Source organism: Bacteroides gallinaceum (genome assembly GCF_030373775.1).
In the GTDB taxonomy this organism is placed as follows: Bacteria; Bacteroidota; Bacteroidia; order Bacteroidales; family Bacteroidaceae; genus Phocaeicola; species Phocaeicola excrementipullorum.
The window spans coordinates 83132-102244 of the sequence record NZ_JAUDEN010000009.1 but is presented as its reverse complement, the minus strand read 5'-3'; the positions used below and the strand labels follow the sequence as shown (position 1 = coordinate 102244).

The window sequence follows — 19113 nt, the reverse complement described above, 5'->3', positions numbered from 1 at the left end:
TGTTGCCTATTCGCACAGGTCCAATGATAACATGTCAAATGGAATATCTGAAGGATATCTGTAAGGTGTCGGTTCTGTCTGTGAATTTATAAACGAAATGTTCTTTATGAATCTTTTCAGAAAATCTTCCTGTTTTTTTTGCTGCATTCCGTCGGATACATACAGCACATCCTGCTGTTGGTCAAGATTCAGCTGCTTCCAGAGATTGAGCAGGTAGTAGCATTTGTCGTTCATGTTCGAGGCTTTGAACGAATTGGCAAGGACAGGCTTCTGATTCTTGAACGCCAACAGATCGAGCGATTTCTGGTGAAGGATGGCAAACACTTCAGCGCGGCTGTTTCCGTTTTTTCTGCTCCGCAGAGTGAGGTATTCGATTGTGGGGCTGATTGATGCGAAGAAGCGCGCTTTCGGAAAGTGGTCTGAAAGCAGTTGGTGTGTCAGCTTGTCGATGGAGAACAATATGGCGATATTGCTCTTGCTCAGAATGTTGCAGAGAATGATTTCGTTGTTCTGCTTGGGAAGGTTCTGATAGAAAAGCAGTTCTGTCTGATCGTCTTCGTAAAGCTCGAAAGGAACCGGTGTATACCTTGACGTATGGATGAGTATGTTGGTTTGCCGGAAAGCATGTTTCAGCGTGTCCGTTTCGGCCAAAAACTCTTTTACGTTCGCAGCCATGGAATGTTGCGGGTTGACATGGAAAGTGCGGAACAGCACGTCCTCTCCGCCTTCGTCCGGATGGATGGCAAATGAAAATCCGTCGGTGCTTAGTCGGATGGATAAGGTATATCGGTCGGGTTGGTTAAAGTCTATCATGCTCTTTAAAGTTAGAGTGGTTTGTTGTTTTGTCTGCAATATTTCCGTGCATCTTGTCTGATTGTTGTTTTTTTGCTTTATATTCGTGTCACAAAAATAGTAAATTTGCTTGAACGATTTGATGTCGCCACTTATTTTATTTCGACGCTATGCTTACAGATGACTTGTTCCAACGGATCCGGCTGAATTTTCCGCATCCTCCCACTGCTGATCAGGAGAATGCGGTCAGGAAGTTTGCCGATTTTCTTGTTTCACCCTCAGACGAGGCCGTGTTTGTATTGAAGGGATATGCCGGAACGGGAAAGACTTCGATTGTCGGCGCTCTGGTACGGACGCTTGACGAGCTGAACCGGAAGTATGTGCTGCTTGCTCCCACGGGAAGGGCAGCAAAGGTCTTTGCACACCATTCCAATCATTCAGCTTATACCATTCATCGGCGGATTTACCGTCAGAAAGCGTTTTCAAATGAAACGGATAATTTTGTGATGGGGGACAATCTTTTGAAAGATACGCTCTTTGTTGTGGATGAGGCTTCGATGATTGCGAATGAAGGATTGTCGGGGACATCGTTCGGAACGGGACGCCTGCTGGACGATCTGGTTCAGTATGTTTATAATGGGAACGGATGCCGGATGATGCTTGTGGGGGATACTGCCCAGCTGCCCCCTGTGGGGGAAGAAGAAAGTCCTGCTTTATCGCGTTCCATGCTGGAAGGCTATGGATTGCAGGTGTCGGAATGCAACCTTACGCAGGTGGTGAGGCAGGCCGGAAACTCAGGGATTCTCTGCAATGCTACGCTCCTCCGTATGCTGATTACTCAAGAAGACTGCTTTTCGTTGCCCAAAATACGGCTGAAAGGCTTTCCGGATGTGAAGATGCTTCCCGGAAGCGAACTGATAGAAACCATCAGCGAGTGCTACGAATATGCCGGAATGGACGAAACAATTATCGTTTGCCGGTCCAACAAACGGGCGAATTTGTACAATAAGGGGATTCGGAGCACGATTCTGTATAGGGAAGACGAACTGAATGCCGGGGATGTACTGATGGTGGCCAAGAACAACTATTTCTGGGGAAAAGACTGCAAGGAGCTTGATTTTATTGCCAACGGTGATGTCGCTGTGGTTCGCAGGGTACGGAAAGTTCGCGAAATGTACGGGTTCCGTTTTGCCGATGTCCTGCTGGAATTTCCTGACTATCAGGGCTTGGAACTGGAGGCCAAAATCTTGCTTGATACGCTGCACAGCGATGCGCCTGCCCTGACCCGGGAACAGAATGAACAGCTTTTCAGCAATGTGATCGAAGATTATGCGGATGTAAGCGTAAAGCGCGAGCGGATGAAGAAGATGAAAGAAGATTCTTATTACAATGCTTTGCAGGTGAAGTATGCTTATGCCGTGACCTGCCATAAGGCTCAGGGCGGACAATGGAAGCGTGTGTTCATTGACCAAGGCTACCTGGCGGAGGAGATGATTTCGCCTGACTATTACCGGTGGCTGTATACGGCCTTTACCCGTGCCACGGAGCGGCTTTATCTGGTGAATTGGCCGGAGAAGCAGACGGAGGGGTGACGGATGCGGAATGTTCCGCCGCGGACTGTATTCTGGGGATAAGCCTGCGGCGGAACGGGCAGTTCATGCTATTCTGCTACCAGATAGGTATAAGTTTCTTCTTTGTAGTACTCGTAATCATCTTCTTCATAAACTTCGTGTATGATGAGCGTGTTTCCGGAGAAGCTCAAAGTGACGAACTCATCTTCATACCATTGGTTGTCCCACGAATAAAATATGGTTCCTGCATCTTTGTTCTTCCATTTCCATGATGAGATGCCGATTGCTCCATCTACGTAAGTAACCATATATGTTCCTGACTTGGAGAAAAGCACTTCGTCACCGAATGTTTCCATTATCTCATAATCCTGCCAGTTGTCGCGTGTTACGGTGGCACTGAATGATTGGTCGCCTTCCGTTAGATTTATTTCCAGTTTATCCATTCTCCAGGTGCGGCACAATGCGTTTGTCATGTCGTCGTCGGCCATCACCTCTTCTTTTTCTACGGTGAGGGTCACCGGGCCGCCTGTTTCGGGAGTCAGTTCGATGCCTGTAACTGTCTTGTCTTCGGCATAGATGATTTTGACGATGCCGAATCCTTCCAGATCGAAGCTTCCGTCAGCGAGTTGGGTGTATGTGCCGTAAATGATGCCGTTGTAGTTTGTTGCGCGCGACGCATCGGTCTTGTCCTGATAGAAGAAGCTGCTTTTCTTTTGTCCGCTTCTTGCCTGTTGTGCATAGTAGCTGCTGCCAGTGATGACAATGTAGTTTCCGCTTGCTCCCAGTTCGATGCTTCTGTATTGGGAGCCGGGTGAAGTGATGTTGTATTTTCCGCTGACGGATTCATACTTTGGGGTTCCTAAACTGATGCTTCCATCATCGTCGCCGCAGGATGTAAGAATCGGCGTAAAGAAAAGCAGCAAAACTGCGATGTACCAGAAATTTTTTAATGTCTTCATAGCTTTAATCTTTTAAATTAATAATGCGTAAGATAATAAGACTTTCTGGATTAAGAAAAAGACAGTTTTGGCTGTTTTTACTATGACTGGCCTAAGTGCAGTTATGAGGGGTGAAAATGTGATTATCCGGATGAAAAAATGATCATACCTTTCATGATATCTCCGTCTTTAAGGTAGAGATATGTGTCTTTAGGTTAAGTATATGTATCTTCAGACTGAAGATTTATATCTCCAGCCTGGAGATAAAGCATATGGGCCGGTATGTATGTCTTTATTTGGCGGAAAAAGGAAAACCTCAAGAAGAAAACTTGTCTTCCTCTTGAGGCTTTCCTTTGATGTGGATGGTGACGGCTTGTCAGAATCCGGCCAGTTCGATGATCTTGTCTACGGCAGCACTCAGTCCGTCGGGGTTCTTGCCGCCCGCCGTTGCGAAGTGAGGCTGGCCGCCTCCGCCGCCTTGAATCAGTTTGGCAGCCTCGCGCACCAGCTGGCCTGCGTTGAGTCCGTTCTTCACAAGGTCGTCGCTGATCATTACGGTCAGCATGGGCTTGTTCTCGAATGCGCTTCCGATGGCCACAAACAGATTTTCGGGAATCTGTCCTTTCAGTTGGAAGGCGATGTTCTTGACCGTATCGGCAGGCATCGGAAGAACAGACCTGATAACTTTTACGCCGTGGATTTCTTTTGCGCTCTCAATCAGTTTCGCCTTTATGTCGGCTTCTTTTTCTTTCATGAACGCTTCTACTTGCTTTTTCAAACCGGCATTCTCGTCAATGTATTTTCTGATGGCCGCTTTCAAATCAGGCGCATTGTTGAACAATGCCCTCAAGTCGTCGAGCGTGTCCTGGATGGAATCGAGCATTTCTTCTACCTTGGCTCCGGTAACCGCTTCGATACGGCGTACGCCGGCAGCTACCGAACTTTCGGAGATGATCTTCACCATTCCGATCTTTCCCGTGGCCGATACGTGTGTGCCGCCGCAGAATTCGATGGACGAACCGAACTGTACGACACGCACTTCATCGCCGTATTTCTCTCCGAAAAGCGCGATGGCTCCCAGTTCCTTGGCCTTTTCAATCGGAAGGTTGCGGTATTCCGTGAGAGGAATGTTCGCGCGGATCTTAGCGTTTACCAGATGTTCTACCTCACGCAGCTGTTCCGGAGTAACTTTCTGGAAGTGAGAGAAGTCGAAACGCAGCGAATCGGGGGTGACGAGCGAACCTTTCTGCTCCACGTGTGTGCCCAATACCTGGCGCAGCGCTTCGTCCAGCAGGTGCGTACACGAGTGGTTGGCTGCACAGGCTGCACGGCGGTCGGTGTCTACGCATGCCATCATCGGTGCATCCAGATGCTCCGGCAATTTCTTCGCGATGTGGATCGGCAGGTTGTTTTCTTTTTTAGTGTCGATTATTTCGATGGTTTCGAATTCGCTGACCAGCGCACCGGTATCTCCTACCTGACCTCCACTTTCTGCGTAGAACGGAGTTTCGCTGAGAACGATCTGATAGTAGGTCTGATTCTTCTGCTTGACTTCGCGGAAGCGGAGAATGCTTGTTTCATATTCCGTATAGTCGTATCCTACAAATTTGGTTTCGCCTTCTTTCAGCACCACCCAGTCGCCGGTTTCAACGGTAGCAGCGTTGCGTGCCCGCTGTTTCTGCTTCTGCATTTCGGCGTTGAACTCGTCTTCGTTCACCGTCATCTGGTTTTCGCGCAGAATCAGTTCGGTCAGGTCGAGCGGGAAGCCGAAGGTGTCGTACAGCGTGAATGCGTCTACGCCGCTGATTTCCTTTTTCCCGGCTGCCTTGGCATCGTTCATAACCTTGTCGAGCAGGCGTATGCCGGTTTCGAGTGTGCGGAGAAAAGTTTCTTCCTCTTCTTTCATCACCTTTTCGATCAGCGTCTGCTGAGCTTTCAGTTCGGGATAGGCGCCTCCCATGTTTTCTATCAGTACCGGAACAAGTTTGTACATGAATGCCTGCTTTTGTCCGAGGAACGTATAGGCGTAGCGTGTGGCGCGGCGGAGAATGCGTCGGATGACGTATCCGGCCTTCGCATTCGACGGCAGCTGTCCGTCGGTGATGGAGAAGGCAATTGTGCGGATGTGATCGGCCACTACACGCATGGCAACGTCTACTTTCGGATCTTTGCCGTAAGTAACGCCTGCAAGGTCGCCGATGGCTTTGATTATAGGCTGGAACACGTCGGTGTCGTAATTCGACTTCTTGCCCTGCAATGCCATGCAGAGGCGTTCAAATCCCATGCCGGTATCAATAACCTTTGCCGGAAGCGGTTCCAGGCTTCCGTCTGCTTTCCGGTTGTACTGCATGAACACCAGGTTCCAGATTTCTATTACCAGCGGATTGTCCTTGTTCACCAGTTCGCGTCCGGGAACTTTAGCCTTTTCTTCATCCGGCCGGAGGTCGATGTGGATTTCCGAACACGGGCCGCATGGGCCGGTTTCTCCCATTTCCCAAAAGTTGTCGTGCTTGTTTCCGTTGATGATATGGTCTTCCGGCAGATACTTTGCCCAGTAGGAAGCCGCCTCGTTGTCGCGTTCAAGTCCTTCTTCCGGACTGCCCTCGAATACGGTTGCATAGAGGATTTCCGGATTGATTTTCAGCACATCCACGAGGTATTCCCATGCCCATCCGATGACTTCTTTCTTGAAATAGTCGCCGAACGACCAGTTTCCTAGCATTTCAAACATGGTATGGTGATAGGTGTCATGGCCCACTTCTTCCAGGTCGTTGTGTTTTCCGCTTACGCGCAGACACTTTTGTGAGTCGGTGACGCGTTTGTATTTTGCAGGGTGGTTTCCAAGAATGATATCTTTAAACTGATTCATGCCTGCATTGGTAAACATCAGTGTCGGATCGTCTTTGATGACCATCGGTGCTGACGGAACGATCTGATGTCCTTTAGACTCGAAAAATTTGACGAACGAGTCACGAATTTCATTTGCTGTCAACATAATCGCTATCTTGTCTTGTAGTTAATATTCTCAAAATCGATTTGCAAAGATAATCGGTTTTATTATTTTTGTCTGTATGTTTGGTACAAAAACTTGATATGTTGTGCCTTAAAAAACTTCAAATCAGGACGTGAATGCGTAAAGTTTACTATATCTATAACCCTCGGACCCGTACGTACGACCGGATTTATCCTACCGTCAGGCAGCGGGTGCTGAGTTACTTGAGGCGTTTGTTTGTGGGAATGGGGCTGGGTGCCGGAAGCTTTATCGCGCTGCTTCTGGTGTTCGGATCTCCTTCGGAAAAGAATCTCCGGATTGAAAATGCCCGGCTGGTTTCGCAGTACAACATCTTGTCGAGCCGCCTGGATGAGGCGGAAGAGGTGATGTCGCGTTTGCAGCAGCGTGACGACAATCTGTATCGGGTGATCATGCAGGCCGATCCCTTGCCTGAAGAGCTGCGTACTGCAACTTATCATAATACCAACCGTTACCAGGATCTGGTGGGGATGGCAAACAGTGAGCTTGTCATCAATACGACGCGCAAGATGGATTTGCTTGCGCGTCAGATATACATCCAGTCGAAGTCGTTTGACGAAGTGGTGGCTCTTTGCAAGCAGCATGACAAGATGCTGACATGCATCCCGGCCATCCAGCCGGTGGCCAACAAAAACCTGAAGCAGACGGCCTCGGGGTATGGCATGCGCATTGATCCCATTTACAAGACAGTCAAGTTTCATGCGGGCATGGATTTCTCGGCCAATGTTGGCACGCCTGTGTATGTGACCGGAAACGGCAAGGTGAAACAGGCCGGATGGGACGGGCTTTATGGCAACTGCATCACCGTTGATCATGGATTCGGATACGTTACACGTTATGCGCACCTCAGCAAAATAAAGGTGAAGGTGGGGCAGGAAGTGGTCAGAGGTGAAGTGATAGGAGAGGTGGGCAGCACGGGCAAGAGTACGGGACCGCATCTCCACTATGAAGTGCATGTCAAGGGGCAGGTTGTGAATCCCGTAAACTATTATTTCATGGATTTGAGTGCCGACGAGTATGACAGGATGATAGAAATCGCTTCAAATCACGGTAAGGTGTACGACTAAAAGACTAGACATATGGCTTTCAAGACAAACAAGGAATTGAAACTGTATTACTCCATCAGTGAGGTTGCCCGGATGTTTGGGGTGAACGAATCATTGTTGCGGTATTGGGAAAAGGAGTTTCCGATAATCTCTCCCAAGAAGGTTGGTGGAAACATCCGTCAATACAGAAAAGAAGATATTGAAAATATCCGTCAGATATACTATCTGGTTAAGGAAAAAGGCATGACATTGGCCGGAGCCAAGCAGCGTCTGAAGGTGGGTCCGGAAAGTGTTGCACGGAACAGCGAAGTGCTTGAACGTTTGAAAAGCATCAGGGACGAACTGGAACAGATGCGCAAGGAACTTGATTACGTAACGTGAGGTGAGTGTTCCGGTATTTAGCGCAGAAGCACGGAATCGCAATCCGGATTTTCGTGCCTCTGCGCCAGAGTCTGGTTAGTCTGTGATTTCATCATCGAAATTCTCGATGCGGGTCACTTTATTGATATGCTCCAGCTTTTTCAGGTTGGAGCAGATTGTATTTACGTCATCCACATCATGTACGAGCAGTTGGATGCGTCCCTCAAAGATTCCGTCGTTCGACTCGATGTTCAGTTTGTGGATGTTCACGTTCAGCTGCTGCGAAATGATTTGCGTCACTTCGTTCAGAACGCCGATTCCGTCTATACCTTTTATATATACGTTGACGGGGAAATTCAAGGCCTTGCCTATTTCCCATTGCACGGCAAGCAGGCGGTTGCCGAAGCTGGATTTCAGTTGCGCGGCGATGGGGCATTGCCGTTTGTGGATAATGATGCGGTTGTTGTCATCAATGTATCCCAGCACATCGTCCCCTGGTATTGGCTTGCAGCAGTCTGCTATGATATAATGCTTCTGAAGTTCATCGGGAGTCAGTTTTACAATCTTTTTCTTGTCGATGTTCAAAGGCTGTGCAGCCTGTTCTGCCTGCTGCGGCTGTTTGGATTTGCTGCTTCCGAAGGCAAAGGATATATATTTCTTCCAGCTTGTTGTGGCAGGTTTCTCTTTCAGTTCGTTCCGCTCAAGATCTCCCAGTATAATGCTTTTCTGTCCGATCTTGTAAGTCAGTTCGTCGGCCGATTTCAGATTATGCAGTGTGCAGAGCTTTTGGATATTTTGCTCATTGTATTCCAGTCCTTCTTTTTTGAAGAAATCGCTGAGCATGTCTTCACCCTGCATTTGGAATTCCTTTCTTTCCCGTTTCAGTATGGATGAGATTTTCGCCTTTGCTTTTGCCGTGGTCGCGAAATTGATCCACGACGGCTGCACTTTCTGCGATTTGGATGTAAGGATTTCCACCTGATCTCCGCTTTGCAGTTTATGGCTTAGCGGAACCAGCTTGTGGTTGACCTTGGCTCCGATGCAATGGCTCCCCAGAAAGGTGTGTATGGAGAATGCGAAGTCAAGAGCCGTCGCATTTTGCGGCATGGTCTTTATTTCTCCTTTAGGAGTGAATACAAATATTTCTGAAGCGAACAGATTCAGCTTGATGGTATCAAGGAAGTCGAGCGCGTCCGGTTGCGGATCGTCCAGAATCTCTTTGATTGTTTTCAGCCATTTGCTGAGTTCTCCCTCGTCTTCGCTTCCTCCGCCTTCTTTGTATTTCCAGTGAGCGGCAAATCCCTGTTCAGCCACATCGTTCATGCGCTCGCTTCGTATCTGCACTTCAATCCACTGTCCTTTGTTGCTCATCAAAGTGACATGGAGAGCCTGATAGCCGTTTGCCTTGGGGTGGCTTACCCAGTCGCGCAGACGGTCGGGGTGCGGTTTGTATATTTTTGAGATGGCTACATAAATGTTGAAGCAGTCGTTGAGTTCCTCTTCTTCGTTTCGGGGGGTAAAGATGATTCTTACGGCAAGGATGTCATAGATTTCTTCAAACGTGATGTGCTTGTTTTGCATTTTGTTCCATATGGAGTAGGGCGATTTGATTCTTGCCAGGATGCGGTAGGGAAGCCCCATCTTGTTCAGTTGTGCCCGTATCGGTGCGGTAAACTCTTCGAATACCGTTTCACGTTCGGCCTGCGTAGCTTTCAGTTTGTTTTCGATTTCCTGATAAGCTTCCGGATGTTCGTATTTGAAGCTCAGGTCCTCCAGTTCGGTCTTGATCCGGTTCAGTCCGAGCCGGTTGGCAAGAGGAGCGTAGATGTAAAGCGTTTCTCCTGCAATTTTGTACTGCTTGCTTGGAAGCATTGAACCGAGGGTGCGCATATTGTGCAGGCGGTCGGCTATCTTAATGAGTATCACCCGGATATCATCGTTCATCGTCAGCAGCAGCTTTTTGAAATTTTCGGCCTGTGCGGAAGCTCTGTCCCCGAAGATTCCTCCGGATATTTTTGTCAGTCCGTCAACGATCTGCGCTATTTTAGGTCCGAACAGGTTTTCAATGTCTTCTACCGTGTAGTCTGTGTCTTCCACGACATCGTGGAGCAGAGCTGCGCAAATAGACGTAGATCCCAGTCCGATTTCACAGCATGCGATGCGTGCAACGGCTATGGGGTGCAGTATATAAGGCTCGCCCGAACGCCTGCGCACTCCTTTGTGCGCTTGTCGGGCGAAGTTGAAAGCTTTGGTGATGATTTCTACTTTTTTTCTGTGCCTGCTTTCAAGGTATCTGTCCAGCAACTCTTGAAATGCGTCGTCAATCAGTTTTTCATCTGCTTGCTCTTGCGTAAGTTTTTCATCTGTCATATTTCTCTCCCTCGTTTTGAATCTGTTTTGCAAAAATAGGAAAAAATATGAATCATGCAAGCGAATGTTAGTTTTTCTTTATCTGATTCTGAGCGACTTACCAGCCCGTATATTACTTCCCTTTATTCCGTTCAGTCTGCGTAACTGATTGATACTCACACCGTATCTGGCTGCTATTCCACCTAAAGTTTCTCCGTTGCGAATACGGTGGTACACGGCTTTTCCTTTGCTTGTTCCCGTTGCATTCTTTACCGCAACGGTTGAGCGTCTTGTCAGGTAGGTGTCTGCCTTGTAAGCGTAAATGCTGTCTTCCTTGTCGATGAAGGTGCTGACCATGTTTGTCGGAAGCCGCAGTGCATACGGCTTTTCGTTTCCGGGTATGAGGTCTTTCTTAAATTCCGGATTCAGTGCGCGAAGTTCGTCAATGTTGATTTTGCATACGTCGGCAACCTGGTTCAGGTTCAGCGGGCGTGAAACGTGGATGGTATCCGTGCTTTCGGGCATTCTCATTTCCATGGGACTGATGTAATGCTCGCAATAATAGGTCATGATGTAGTTTGCCGCTATGAATGCCGGAACATATCCTCGGGTTTCCTTTGGGAGATAATTGTATATTTCCCAAAAGTCTTTGTCGCCTCCTGCGCGTCTGATAGCTTTGTTGATGGTTCCCGGTCCGCAATTGTAGGCTGCCAGCACCAGATTCCAGTCCTGATAGATGTCGTACAGGTCTTTCAGGTAACGGGCTGCGGCACGTGTAGACTTGATTGGGTCGCGCCGTTCATCGACCAACGAGTTGACTTTCAGTCCGTATACTTGTCCTGTGCGCAGCATGAATTGCCATAATCCGGTGGCTCCTTGTGTGGAAGTTGCCATCGGATTCAATGCCGATTCGATGACCGGAAGGTATTTCAGTTCGAGCGGAAGGTCATACAGGTCAAGCGCCTCTTCAAAAATTGGCATATAGAAATTGTTTGCGCTCAGCATAAACGCTACTTTCTGCCGGAGGCGGGTTGCATACATGTCAATGAATTTCCGTACAATTTCGTTGTATGGCATTTCTATAATTGCGGGAATCCGTTTGAGCCGGTCCATATAGATGGAGTCGCTGACGGGCGGATTCTCGGTGCGCATGGTGCAGTTTTCGTTCGGGTTGATATAGTGCTTTGATATCCAGTCAAGATACAGGCTGTCTGTTGTAGAGATCATGCCCTGGGGCAAATCAATTTCCTCCTTTTGTCCGTCTGCTGCACTAATGACAATACTCTTTTCCGTTTCTTGTCCCGAAAGCAGTGATATGCTGAGGGTTGTGCAGGTAAATAAGCTGAATAATAGTTTTTTCATGGTTTAAAAATTAATGCTGCATTGCACTCCGATTCCTTGCGGACGGCCTCGGAACGCATCGTTAAAAACTGTCGGCTGCCATGTCATGGTCAGGTCTTTGCTGATATCGAAATCAGAAAGCTCGGCATCTACGTATGCGTCGATCACCGAGAGCAGATATACTCCGATAAAGGCGAATATGCTTAAGTCCCTTTGCCGGCGGTATAAGTCTTTTCTTCTTCTGAAAAGGTCTTGATAATGTTCCAGTCTGTCATTCACGTCTACGCCGGGGGGAAGGAAGTCTTCATAGCTGTTGTTGTTCGGATTGTTGCTCATGATGTCCTGATAGGCTTGAGAGTAATCCTTGTACATTTGCCCGTTCCACGTCAGCGCATAGGCACAACCGACAAATCCTCCGTAGATAATAGGCAGCTTCCAGTATTTTCTGTTGTATATTTGTCCGGCTCCGGGTATAACCAGGCTGAGCCATACCGTCTTGTTAGAGTTGGGGATCCACCGTTTCTTCTCTTGCTGCGGCATTGGAACCGTTGACTGGATTGAATCATTCTTTCGTGCCAGTTCGGCCGTGTCTATCGGCGCTTCGAGGGATGCGATCTTTTCATTTTCCAGCCACTCGGCAGAATCACGGGCAAATGTGAGCGTGTCTTTCAAGCTGATTGCCTGAAGCGAGTCTTTCCGGTCCATGGCCCGGATGGAGTCTGCCGACAGGATTCTTTCCCGGTGCTTGCGTGCACGCTGGGCATGCGCTTCCGTGTATCCCATGAATGAAGCGCAGCAGAACAGCAAGAAGGACAGAATATATGTAAATGTATGCGGTTTCAAATTGTCTGTTGTTTATTCCGATTTCTTCAAGGAATCCAGAATTTCCATTATACGTTCAAGGTCTGATTCACTGTTGAAAGGAATGCTGATCTTTCCTTTTCCTTTCGGAGTGCATGATAGCTGCACTTTTGTTCCGAAAAAAGAGCAGAGATGATTCTGCAGCATGGTATATTCTTCTGAAAGTTTCGTGCCTTTAGGAGTAATCTTTTTTCCTCCCGATTCCACACTTTCTCCCGATGCCAGTGCTTTTACGATTTCTTCAACCTTTCTGACCGAGTATCCCTGTGAAATGATTTCGTTGAATATCTTGATTTGGGTTTTCGGATCGTCCAGCGCAAGAAGCGCTCTGGCATGTCCCATATCTATTTCTTTGTTTTTCAAAGCCATCTGTATGGGGGCAGGCAGTTTCAGCAGGCGCAGGTAGTTGGTAATGGTGGCGCGTTTTTTTCCAACCCGTTCGCTTAGCCGCTCCTGCGTCAGTCCGTATTGTTCGATGAGATGCTGGTATGCCAAGGCTATCTCCAGCGAGTTCAAGTCTTCTCGCTGGATATTTTCAATCAGTGCCATTTCCATCACATTCTCGTCATCGGCTGTGCGGATGTAGGCGGGAATTGTTGTGAGTCCGGCCATTACGGATGCCCGATAGCGCCGTTCTCCTGCAATGATCTGATAAGAGTCTTCCGACAGTTGCCTCAAGGTTATCGGTTGGATGATACCTATTTCCCCGATAGATTCGGCCAGGTCTTGCAGGGCGATCGGATCGAACTCCCTTCTCGGCTGGTTCGGATTGACAGAGATCTTGCTCAGCTCGATTTCATTGATTGATGAAGAACCTGACGTCTTCACTTCTTCGCTTGAAATCAGAGCGTCAAGCCCTCGTCCCAATGCATATTTCTTTTGTACTGCCATTTGCTTACTTACTGTTTCTTGTTATAATTTCATTGGCCAAGGCCAGATGGTTTTTCGCTCCGGTAGAGTCTGCATCATACAGAATGGCCGGAATGCCGTGGCTGGGAGCTTCGCTCAACTTGACATTCCGCTGGATGATTGTCTTGAATACCAGCTCCTGAAAATGCCTTTTCACTTCATCGTAAATCTGGTTTGCCAGTCGGAGGCGTGAATCGAACATAGTCAGCAGGAATCCTTCAATTTCCAGCGACGGGTTCAGTTTGCTTTTTATAATTTTTATTGTGTTCAGCAGCTTGCTGATTCCTTCCAAGGCAAAATATTCGCATTGTACCGGAATGATTACAGAATCGGCTGCTGTAAGCGCATTGATGGTTATCAGTCCCAAAGAAGGCGAACAGTCAATCAGGATGTAGTCGTATTCCCCTTTCATTGGTTCAAGAGCCTGGCGCATGATTTTTTCTCTTTTTTCGAGGTTGAGCATCTCGATTTCTGCTCCAACCAGGTCGATGTGAGAAGGAATGATGTCCAGCCCGTCAATGTCTGTCGTATAAATGGCTTCCCGGATATCCGCCTGGTTGATAAGACATTCGTAGATTGAACAGTCAATATCTTTCAAGTCTACACCAAGACCGGATGAGGCATTAGCCTGTGGGTCAGCGTCAATCACTAGTACTTTCTTCTCGAGAGTAGCTAAAGATGCAGCCAAGTTGATGGTGGTTGTGGTTTTTCCGACTCCACCTTTCTGATTGGCTATAGCAATAATTTTTCCCATATTAATCAGTTTAATCTGATTGCGAAGTAACTAATAATATGTGACACTTTCCATCAATGGAGGGTTACTTTTTGATGAAATGTTGATAAGTCACAGCTTTTGTTAATAACTTCAGCGTTGGCAAAGATAGGAATTTTCGTTTAAATCCGATTGCCGGTTTGATAAGATTAAGATTTGTTGTAACTTTACGCTCGCTAAACGAAACGCTTATATATGACAGAAAAACCATTGCTGCTGTTGTCAAATGATGACGGCTTTGACTCTAAAGGACTTAAGGAACTCATTGAAACTTTGCGCCCTATGGCTGACTTGATTGTGGTGGCCCCTTCCGGTCCCCGCTCCGGTTCTTCGGGAGCCATTACGTCGCAAGTGCCTCTGCGCTGCAGTTTGGTTTCTGAGGAGCCGGGGGTGACAGTCTATAAATGTAGCGGAACTCCTGTTGATTGTGTGAAACTCGCGTTGAATTCTTTTGTTCCGCGTATGCCTGATATGGTGATAGGGGGCATCAATCATGGAGATAATTCTTCGGTTAATGTCCATTATTCCGGAACAATGGGAGTGGTGATAGAAGGCTGTCTGAAAGGAATACCGTCGGTGGGATTTTCTTTATGTAACCATGCTCCCGATGCTGACTTCTCTGCAACTTTGCCTTATGTGCGCCGTATCGTTGCAAATGTTTTGGCCGAAGGGCTGCCTGTGGGAGTTTGCTTGAATGTGAACTTTCCTGATGTACCGGATCTGAAGGGGGTAAAGGTTTGCCGGCAGACTGACGGTGTGTGGGCAAGCGAGTTTGCTGAAAGAAAACATCCGCATGGGGATGTCTATTATTGGATGACAGGAGTTTATGTAAACAATGAACCTGACGCGCCTGATACGGATCATTGGGCCCTTGACCACGGATATGTTGCCATAACTCCCACCCAGATCGACATGACGGCTTATGGACAGCTGAAAAGGATTAATGACTGGAACTGGAATTTATGAGATATTATCTGATTGTAGGGGAGGCTTCGGGGGATTTGCATGCTTCTAATCTGATGAGGGCTATCAGAAGGGAAGATGCTTCTGCCGAATTCCGTTTTTTCGGGGGCGATTTGATGGCTGAAGCCGGAGGTACAAGGGTGAAGCATTATAAGGAACTGGCTTATATGGGATTTATTCCGGTTCTGCTTCATTTGCGTACAATTTTCCGCAATATGGACTTTTGCAAAAAGGATATCGTTTCGTGGAATCCCGACGTGCTGATATTAGTGGATTATCCCGGCTTTAATCTGAAGATCGCCGAATATGTAAAGGCGCATACTCGAATTCCGGTATTCTATTATATTTCTCCGAAAATCTGGGCATGGAAGGAATACCGGATAAAAAATATCAAGCGTGACATTGACGAACTGTATTCTATATTGCCATTTGAAGTTGAGTTCTTCAAAAATCATCATTATCCGGTCCATTACGTTGGAAATCCATGTGTAGATGCTGTTGGTGCATATTGTGCAGAGCATGCTGCCGATACGAAAGAACGGTTTCTGGCGGACAACTCTCTTTCTCCGCGACCGATTGTCGCTTTGCTTGCCGGAAGCCGCAAACAGGAAATTAAGGATAACCTGACTCGTATGCTTCAGGCTGCGCAAAGTTTTCCGGATTATCAGTTTGTGGTAGCTGGGGCTCCCGGCATTGAGCCTGATTTTTATGGAACTTATATTGATGCGGAAACGAAAATCGTTTACGGGCAGACTTACAGGCTGCTGAAGTATGCTTCTGCCGCTCTTGTGACCAGCGGTACGGCCACTCTTGAAGCGGCTCTTTTTCGTGTTCCCCAAGTGGTGTGCTACTATACGGCTGCAGGAAAGCTCGTTTCTTTTCTGCGCCGCCATATTCTGAAGGTGAAATATATCTCTTTGGTGAACTTGATAGCAGGGCATGAAGTTGTGGCAGAACTCGTGGCAGATGGAATGACCGCAGATAATCTGAAGAAAGAGCTTGCGGGGATTTTGCCGGGAGGAGAAAAGCGGGAGAAAATCTTGTCTGGTTACGATGAAATGATTCGGATTCTGGGAAATTCGGGCGCATCGGAGCGTGCGGCTAAGATGATGGTCGGACGGCTGAAAGAAATCCGCACATGCTGACGGATAGAAAAAAGGGCATGAACTTGCGCAATAATTAGCTTTCAAGTTCATGCCCCTTGTTTGTCTTAGGACTTTATTTGAAAAGTGAAATTACATATAAATAGATAACAGATGCCGGTACGGCCATCAGTGTGCTGTCAAAGCGGTCGAGCATGCCTCCGTGTCCGGGCAGAATATTGCCCGAATCCTTGATGCCCAGGGTGCGTTTCAGTAAAGATTCAGTCAGGTCGCCCCATGTACCGAATACAACGACAGTAAGTCCGAGCCCGATCCATACTCCTAATGGCATGAAAGGGAAGAAATGTGCCATTATGACTGCCGCTATGGTACTGAAAACCCCGCCGCCGATAGAGCCTTCCCATGACTTCTTGGGAGAAATCCGTTCGAACAGACGATGTTTTCCGAACAATACCCCCGTGCAGTAAGCCCCGGTATCATTTATCCAAGTGAAAACGAAAATGGACAGCGGAAGTATCGGATTGTACTCCGATGCGCTTCCCGTAAGACTTGTGTGGAAAGCCAGTATATTCAGTGCAGCAAAAGGAAGTGCAATATACATTTGGCTCATCATTGTGTATGCAATGTTATGCAACGGATTTTTCCGTTTCAGATACAGCTCTGCTATCATCAGATAAATGATCAGAAACAGATAGGGAATAAGTATTTCATTCTGTCCGGGAGCTATACCGATATAGGCAAAGCCGAAAAACAGAAACACGCCTGCCAGCATGCAGATGCTTTTGTTTATCTGAACCCCGTCCTGCTTGCTGACTATCGTTCCGAATTCGCGGATTGTCAGAGCGGTAATCAGGGCGAACAGAATACTGAATGAAACCGGTCCGCCCAAGATTCCTCCCACCAGCACCGCTACGAAGATAATTCCGGTTATTGTCCGTTGTATAAAATTGTTTTTCACGATATGATGAGTTTAATTACTTGCTGTTATTGTTCGTTTCCGTAGTAGCATTGCCGTCAGCCGGAATCCCGTTTTCTCCGTTGCCTTCTTCTTTCTTCTCTGGCAGCTGTTGTTCGTCTGTCTTGTTTTCTAGACTCTTTGTTTCCTGAGCTTCCAGCTTTTCTGATTCAGCCATGATTTCTTCTGAACGGGACGTCCATGGGCGTTTTCCGAAAATCTTTTCAACGTCTTCTGCAAAGATTACTTCGCGTTCTATCAGCAGTTGCGCCAGTTTGTTGTGTCCCTCGCTGTGCTGTTTCAGCAATTCTTTTGCCCGCGTATACTGTTCGTTGATCATGTTTTGCACTTCCTGGTCAATCATCTCGGCAGTACGTTCGCTATAAGGCTTGGTAAAGCTGTATTCGTCTGTACTGCTATAGTAGCACAGGTTCGGAAGTTTGTCGCTCATGCCCGCATATGCAATCATGCCGTATGCCTGTTTGGTAACCCGTTCCAGGTCGTTCATGGCTCCCGTTGAAATATGTCCGATGAATAATTCTTCGGCTGCCCGTCCTCCTAAAGTGGCACACATTTCGTCAAGCATCTGTTCTTTGGTTGTAAGCTGTCGTTCTTCAGGCAAATACCAGGCAGCACCCAAGGCACGTCCTCGGGGAACGATTGTCACTTTTATCAGCGGGTTGGCGTGTTCGAGCAGCCATGATACGGTGGCATGTCCAGCTTCGTGCAGTGCTATTGAACGCTTTTCTGCGGCCGTCATTACTTTGGTCTTTTTTTCCAGTCCGCCCACAATGCGGTCGATTGCTGCCAGAAAATCATCTTTACCCACTGATTTCTTCTGGTGGCGGGCTGCAATCAAAGCTGCTTCGTTGCAGACATTGGCAATGTCGGCTCCACTGAATCCGGGAGTTTGCCGCGCAAGCAGGTCCACATCTACCGTGTTGTCGAGTTTCAGCGGACGGAGATGGACACCGAACACCTCTTTTCTTTCATTCAGGTCGGGAAGGTCCACGTATATTTGCCGGTCAAAACGGCCTGCACGCAACAAGGCTTTGTCAAGAATGTCCACACGGTTGGTTGCGGCCAGAATGATTACGCCACTGTTTGAACCGAAGCCATCCATTTCAGTCAGCAGCTGGTTCAGTGTATTTTCGCGTTCGTCGTTTCCTCCCATGCTCGGATTTTTTCCGCGGGCACGTCCGACTGCATCTATTTCATCAATGAAGATGATGCACGGAGCCTTTTCCTTTGCCTGGCGGAAAAGATCACGTACGCGTGAAGCTCCTACGCCCACAAACATTTCTACGAAATCAGATCCTGAAATCGAGAAGAAAGGCACATCGGCTTCTCCGGCAACGGCTTTTGCCAGCAAAGTCTTTCCTGTTCCCGGAGGTCCTACGAGCAATGCTCCTTTGGGAATTTTTCCTCCCAGTTCTGTATATTTCTGCGGTTGTTTCAAGAAATCTACAATTTCCTGTACTTCTTGCTTGGCTGCTGCTTGCCCTGCTACATCCTTGAATGTGATGCGGTTGGTTCCTTTCTCGAACAATTGAGCCTTGCTTCGTCCCACGTTGAATACGTTCGAAGCGCCGCCGGCACCTCCTCCGCCTCCCATGCGGCGCATGAGGAATATCCACAGTCCGATAAAAAACACAATGGGAAGCAGATTCCAGAACAGCATTCCGAAGTAGTCGCTTTTCTTGTCATATTGGATCGTGCCTTTGAAGTTTCCGTTTTGCTGTTCTTCCTCTATGAATTTGTCGAAAGTGTCCATCGAGCCTATCTGCACAGTTACGGCAGGACTTCTTCCCACCTTGTCGGCATCTTTCTTGAATACATCCACGATGTGTTCCGGTTTGATGTAAACCTCCAGCGTGTTGTTGTCATATGCCACGATTTTGTCGGCATATCCTTGGGTTACCATGTCCTTGAATTCTGTATAGTTTACTTCTTTTGTGGCGCTTCCTCCGTCACTGGTAAACCACAGCCATGCAAAGACCAATGCAATCAGCACGTACAGCCACGTCAGGTTGGGACGTGGAACGTTGATTTTTGGCTTGTTTCCGTTGCTGTTGTTATTGTTGTTCGTATTTTCGTTCATATGTTGTTTCGTTTAAATGGT

General features: G+C 47.7%; 15 protein-coding genes. 5 read left to right on the top strand and 10 right to left on the bottom strand.

The genetic code is table 11. The features are described 5' to 3' along the window. Nucleotides 1-6 precede the first annotated feature (6 nt). Entirely contained in the window at nucleotides 7-813 is an 807-nt protein-coding gene (locus tag QUW60_RS06885) for a DUF3822 family protein (RefSeq protein WP_258338650.1), read from the bottom strand. Between the two features lie 149 nt (nucleotides 814-962). Here QUW60_RS06885 and QUW60_RS06880 point away from each other — a divergent pair, with 149 nt between their 5' ends. Continuing rightward, the gene (locus tag QUW60_RS06880) at nucleotides 963-2384 is read left to right on the top strand and encodes an ATP-dependent DNA helicase (RefSeq protein WP_289559409.1); all 1422 of its coding nucleotides are present in this window, start codon (nucleotides 963-965) and stop codon (nucleotides 2382-2384) included. A gap of 68 nt (nucleotides 2385-2452) precedes the next feature. Here QUW60_RS06880 and QUW60_RS06875 read toward each other — a convergent pair whose 3' ends face one another. Then, the gene (locus QUW60_RS06875) at nucleotides 2453-3322 is read right to left on the bottom strand and encodes a hypothetical protein (protein ID WP_258338648.1); all 870 of its coding nucleotides are present in this window, start codon (nucleotides 3320-3322) and stop codon (nucleotides 2453-2455) included. Nucleotides 3323-3677: 355 nt separating this feature from the next. Then, a complete protein-coding gene (alaS, locus tag QUW60_RS06870; protein WP_289559406.1) occupies nucleotides 3678-6296 on the bottom strand; it encodes an alanine--tRNA ligase in 2619 nt (872 codons plus the stop codon). Nucleotides 6297-6430: 134 nt separating this feature from the next. On the opposite strand from alaS, the gene QUW60_RS06865 reads away from it, so the two are divergent. Both QUW60_RS06865 and QUW60_RS06860 read left to right on the top strand, forming a co-directional pair. Beyond that, nucleotides 6431-7399 carry a M23 family metallopeptidase gene (locus QUW60_RS06865; RefSeq protein WP_258338646.1) on the top strand — a complete coding sequence of 323 codons (969 nt, stop codon included), beginning with the start codon at nucleotides 6431-6433 and terminating at the stop codon, nucleotides 7397-7399. A gap of 12 nt (nucleotides 7400-7411) precedes the next feature. After that, a complete protein-coding gene (locus QUW60_RS06860) occupies nucleotides 7412-7759 on the top strand; it encodes a MerR family transcriptional regulator (RefSeq protein ID WP_258338645.1) in 348 nt (115 codons plus the stop codon). Nucleotides 7760-7834: 75 nt separating this feature from the next. Here QUW60_RS06860 and QUW60_RS06855 read toward each other — a convergent pair whose 3' ends face one another. From QUW60_RS06855 to QUW60_RS06835, 5 genes are all read right to left on the bottom strand, one after another. Beyond that, nucleotides 7835-10108, bottom strand: a complete 2274-nt coding sequence (locus QUW60_RS06855) for a RelA/SpoT family protein (protein WP_258338644.1) — start codon at nucleotides 10106-10108, stop codon at nucleotides 7835-7837. Between the two features lie 78 nt (nucleotides 10109-10186). Further along, nucleotides 10187-11449 (bottom strand): lytic transglycosylase domain-containing protein, encoded by a 1263-nt coding sequence (locus tag QUW60_RS06850; protein WP_258338643.1) that lies wholly within the window; start codon nucleotides 11447-11449, stop codon nucleotides 10187-10189. A 3-nt stretch (nucleotides 11450-11452) separates the two neighbouring features. Next, the gene (locus tag QUW60_RS06845; RefSeq protein WP_434736819.1) at nucleotides 11453-12271 is read right to left on the bottom strand and encodes a DUF5683 domain-containing protein; all 819 of its coding nucleotides are present in this window, start codon (nucleotides 12269-12271) and stop codon (nucleotides 11453-11455) included. Nucleotides 12272-12283: 12 nt separating this feature from the next. Next, on the bottom strand, nucleotides 12284-13180 hold the full coding sequence (locus QUW60_RS06840) for a ParB/RepB/Spo0J family partition protein (protein ID WP_258338642.1): 897 nt from the start codon (nucleotides 13178-13180) through the stop codon (nucleotides 12284-12286). A 4-nt stretch (nucleotides 13181-13184) separates the two neighbouring features. Beyond that, nucleotides 13185-13952: a ParA family protein gene (locus tag QUW60_RS06835; RefSeq protein ID WP_258338641.1), complete on the bottom strand. Its 768-nt coding sequence runs from the start codon at nucleotides 13950-13952 to the stop codon at nucleotides 13185-13187. 213 nt (nucleotides 13953-14165) lie between these two features. Between QUW60_RS06835 and surE the strand changes: the two genes are divergently transcribed. After that, on the top strand, nucleotides 14166-14936 hold the full coding sequence (gene surE / locus QUW60_RS06830) for a 5'/3'-nucleotidase SurE (protein WP_289559402.1): 771 nt from the start codon (nucleotides 14166-14168) through the stop codon (nucleotides 14934-14936). After that, nucleotides 14933-16078, top strand: coding sequence for a lipid-A-disaccharide synthase (gene lpxB / locus QUW60_RS06825; protein WP_258338639.1), 1146 nt, complete (start codon nucleotides 14933-14935; stop codon nucleotides 16076-16078). Before surE ends, lpxB begins: the two co-directional genes overlap by 4 nt. A gap of 73 nt (nucleotides 16079-16151) precedes the next feature. Here the strand turns inward: lpxB and QUW60_RS06820 are convergent, their stop codons facing one another. Then, a complete protein-coding gene (locus QUW60_RS06820; RefSeq protein WP_258338593.1) occupies nucleotides 16152-16994 on the bottom strand; it encodes a phosphatidate cytidylyltransferase in 843 nt (280 codons plus the stop codon). A gap of 16 nt (nucleotides 16995-17010) precedes the next feature. Continuing rightward, on the bottom strand, nucleotides 17011-19092 hold the full coding sequence (gene ftsH, locus QUW60_RS06815) for an ATP-dependent zinc metalloprotease FtsH (protein ID WP_258338594.1): 2082 nt from the start codon (nucleotides 19090-19092) through the stop codon (nucleotides 17011-17013). Nucleotides 19093-19113: the final 21 nt, after the last annotated feature.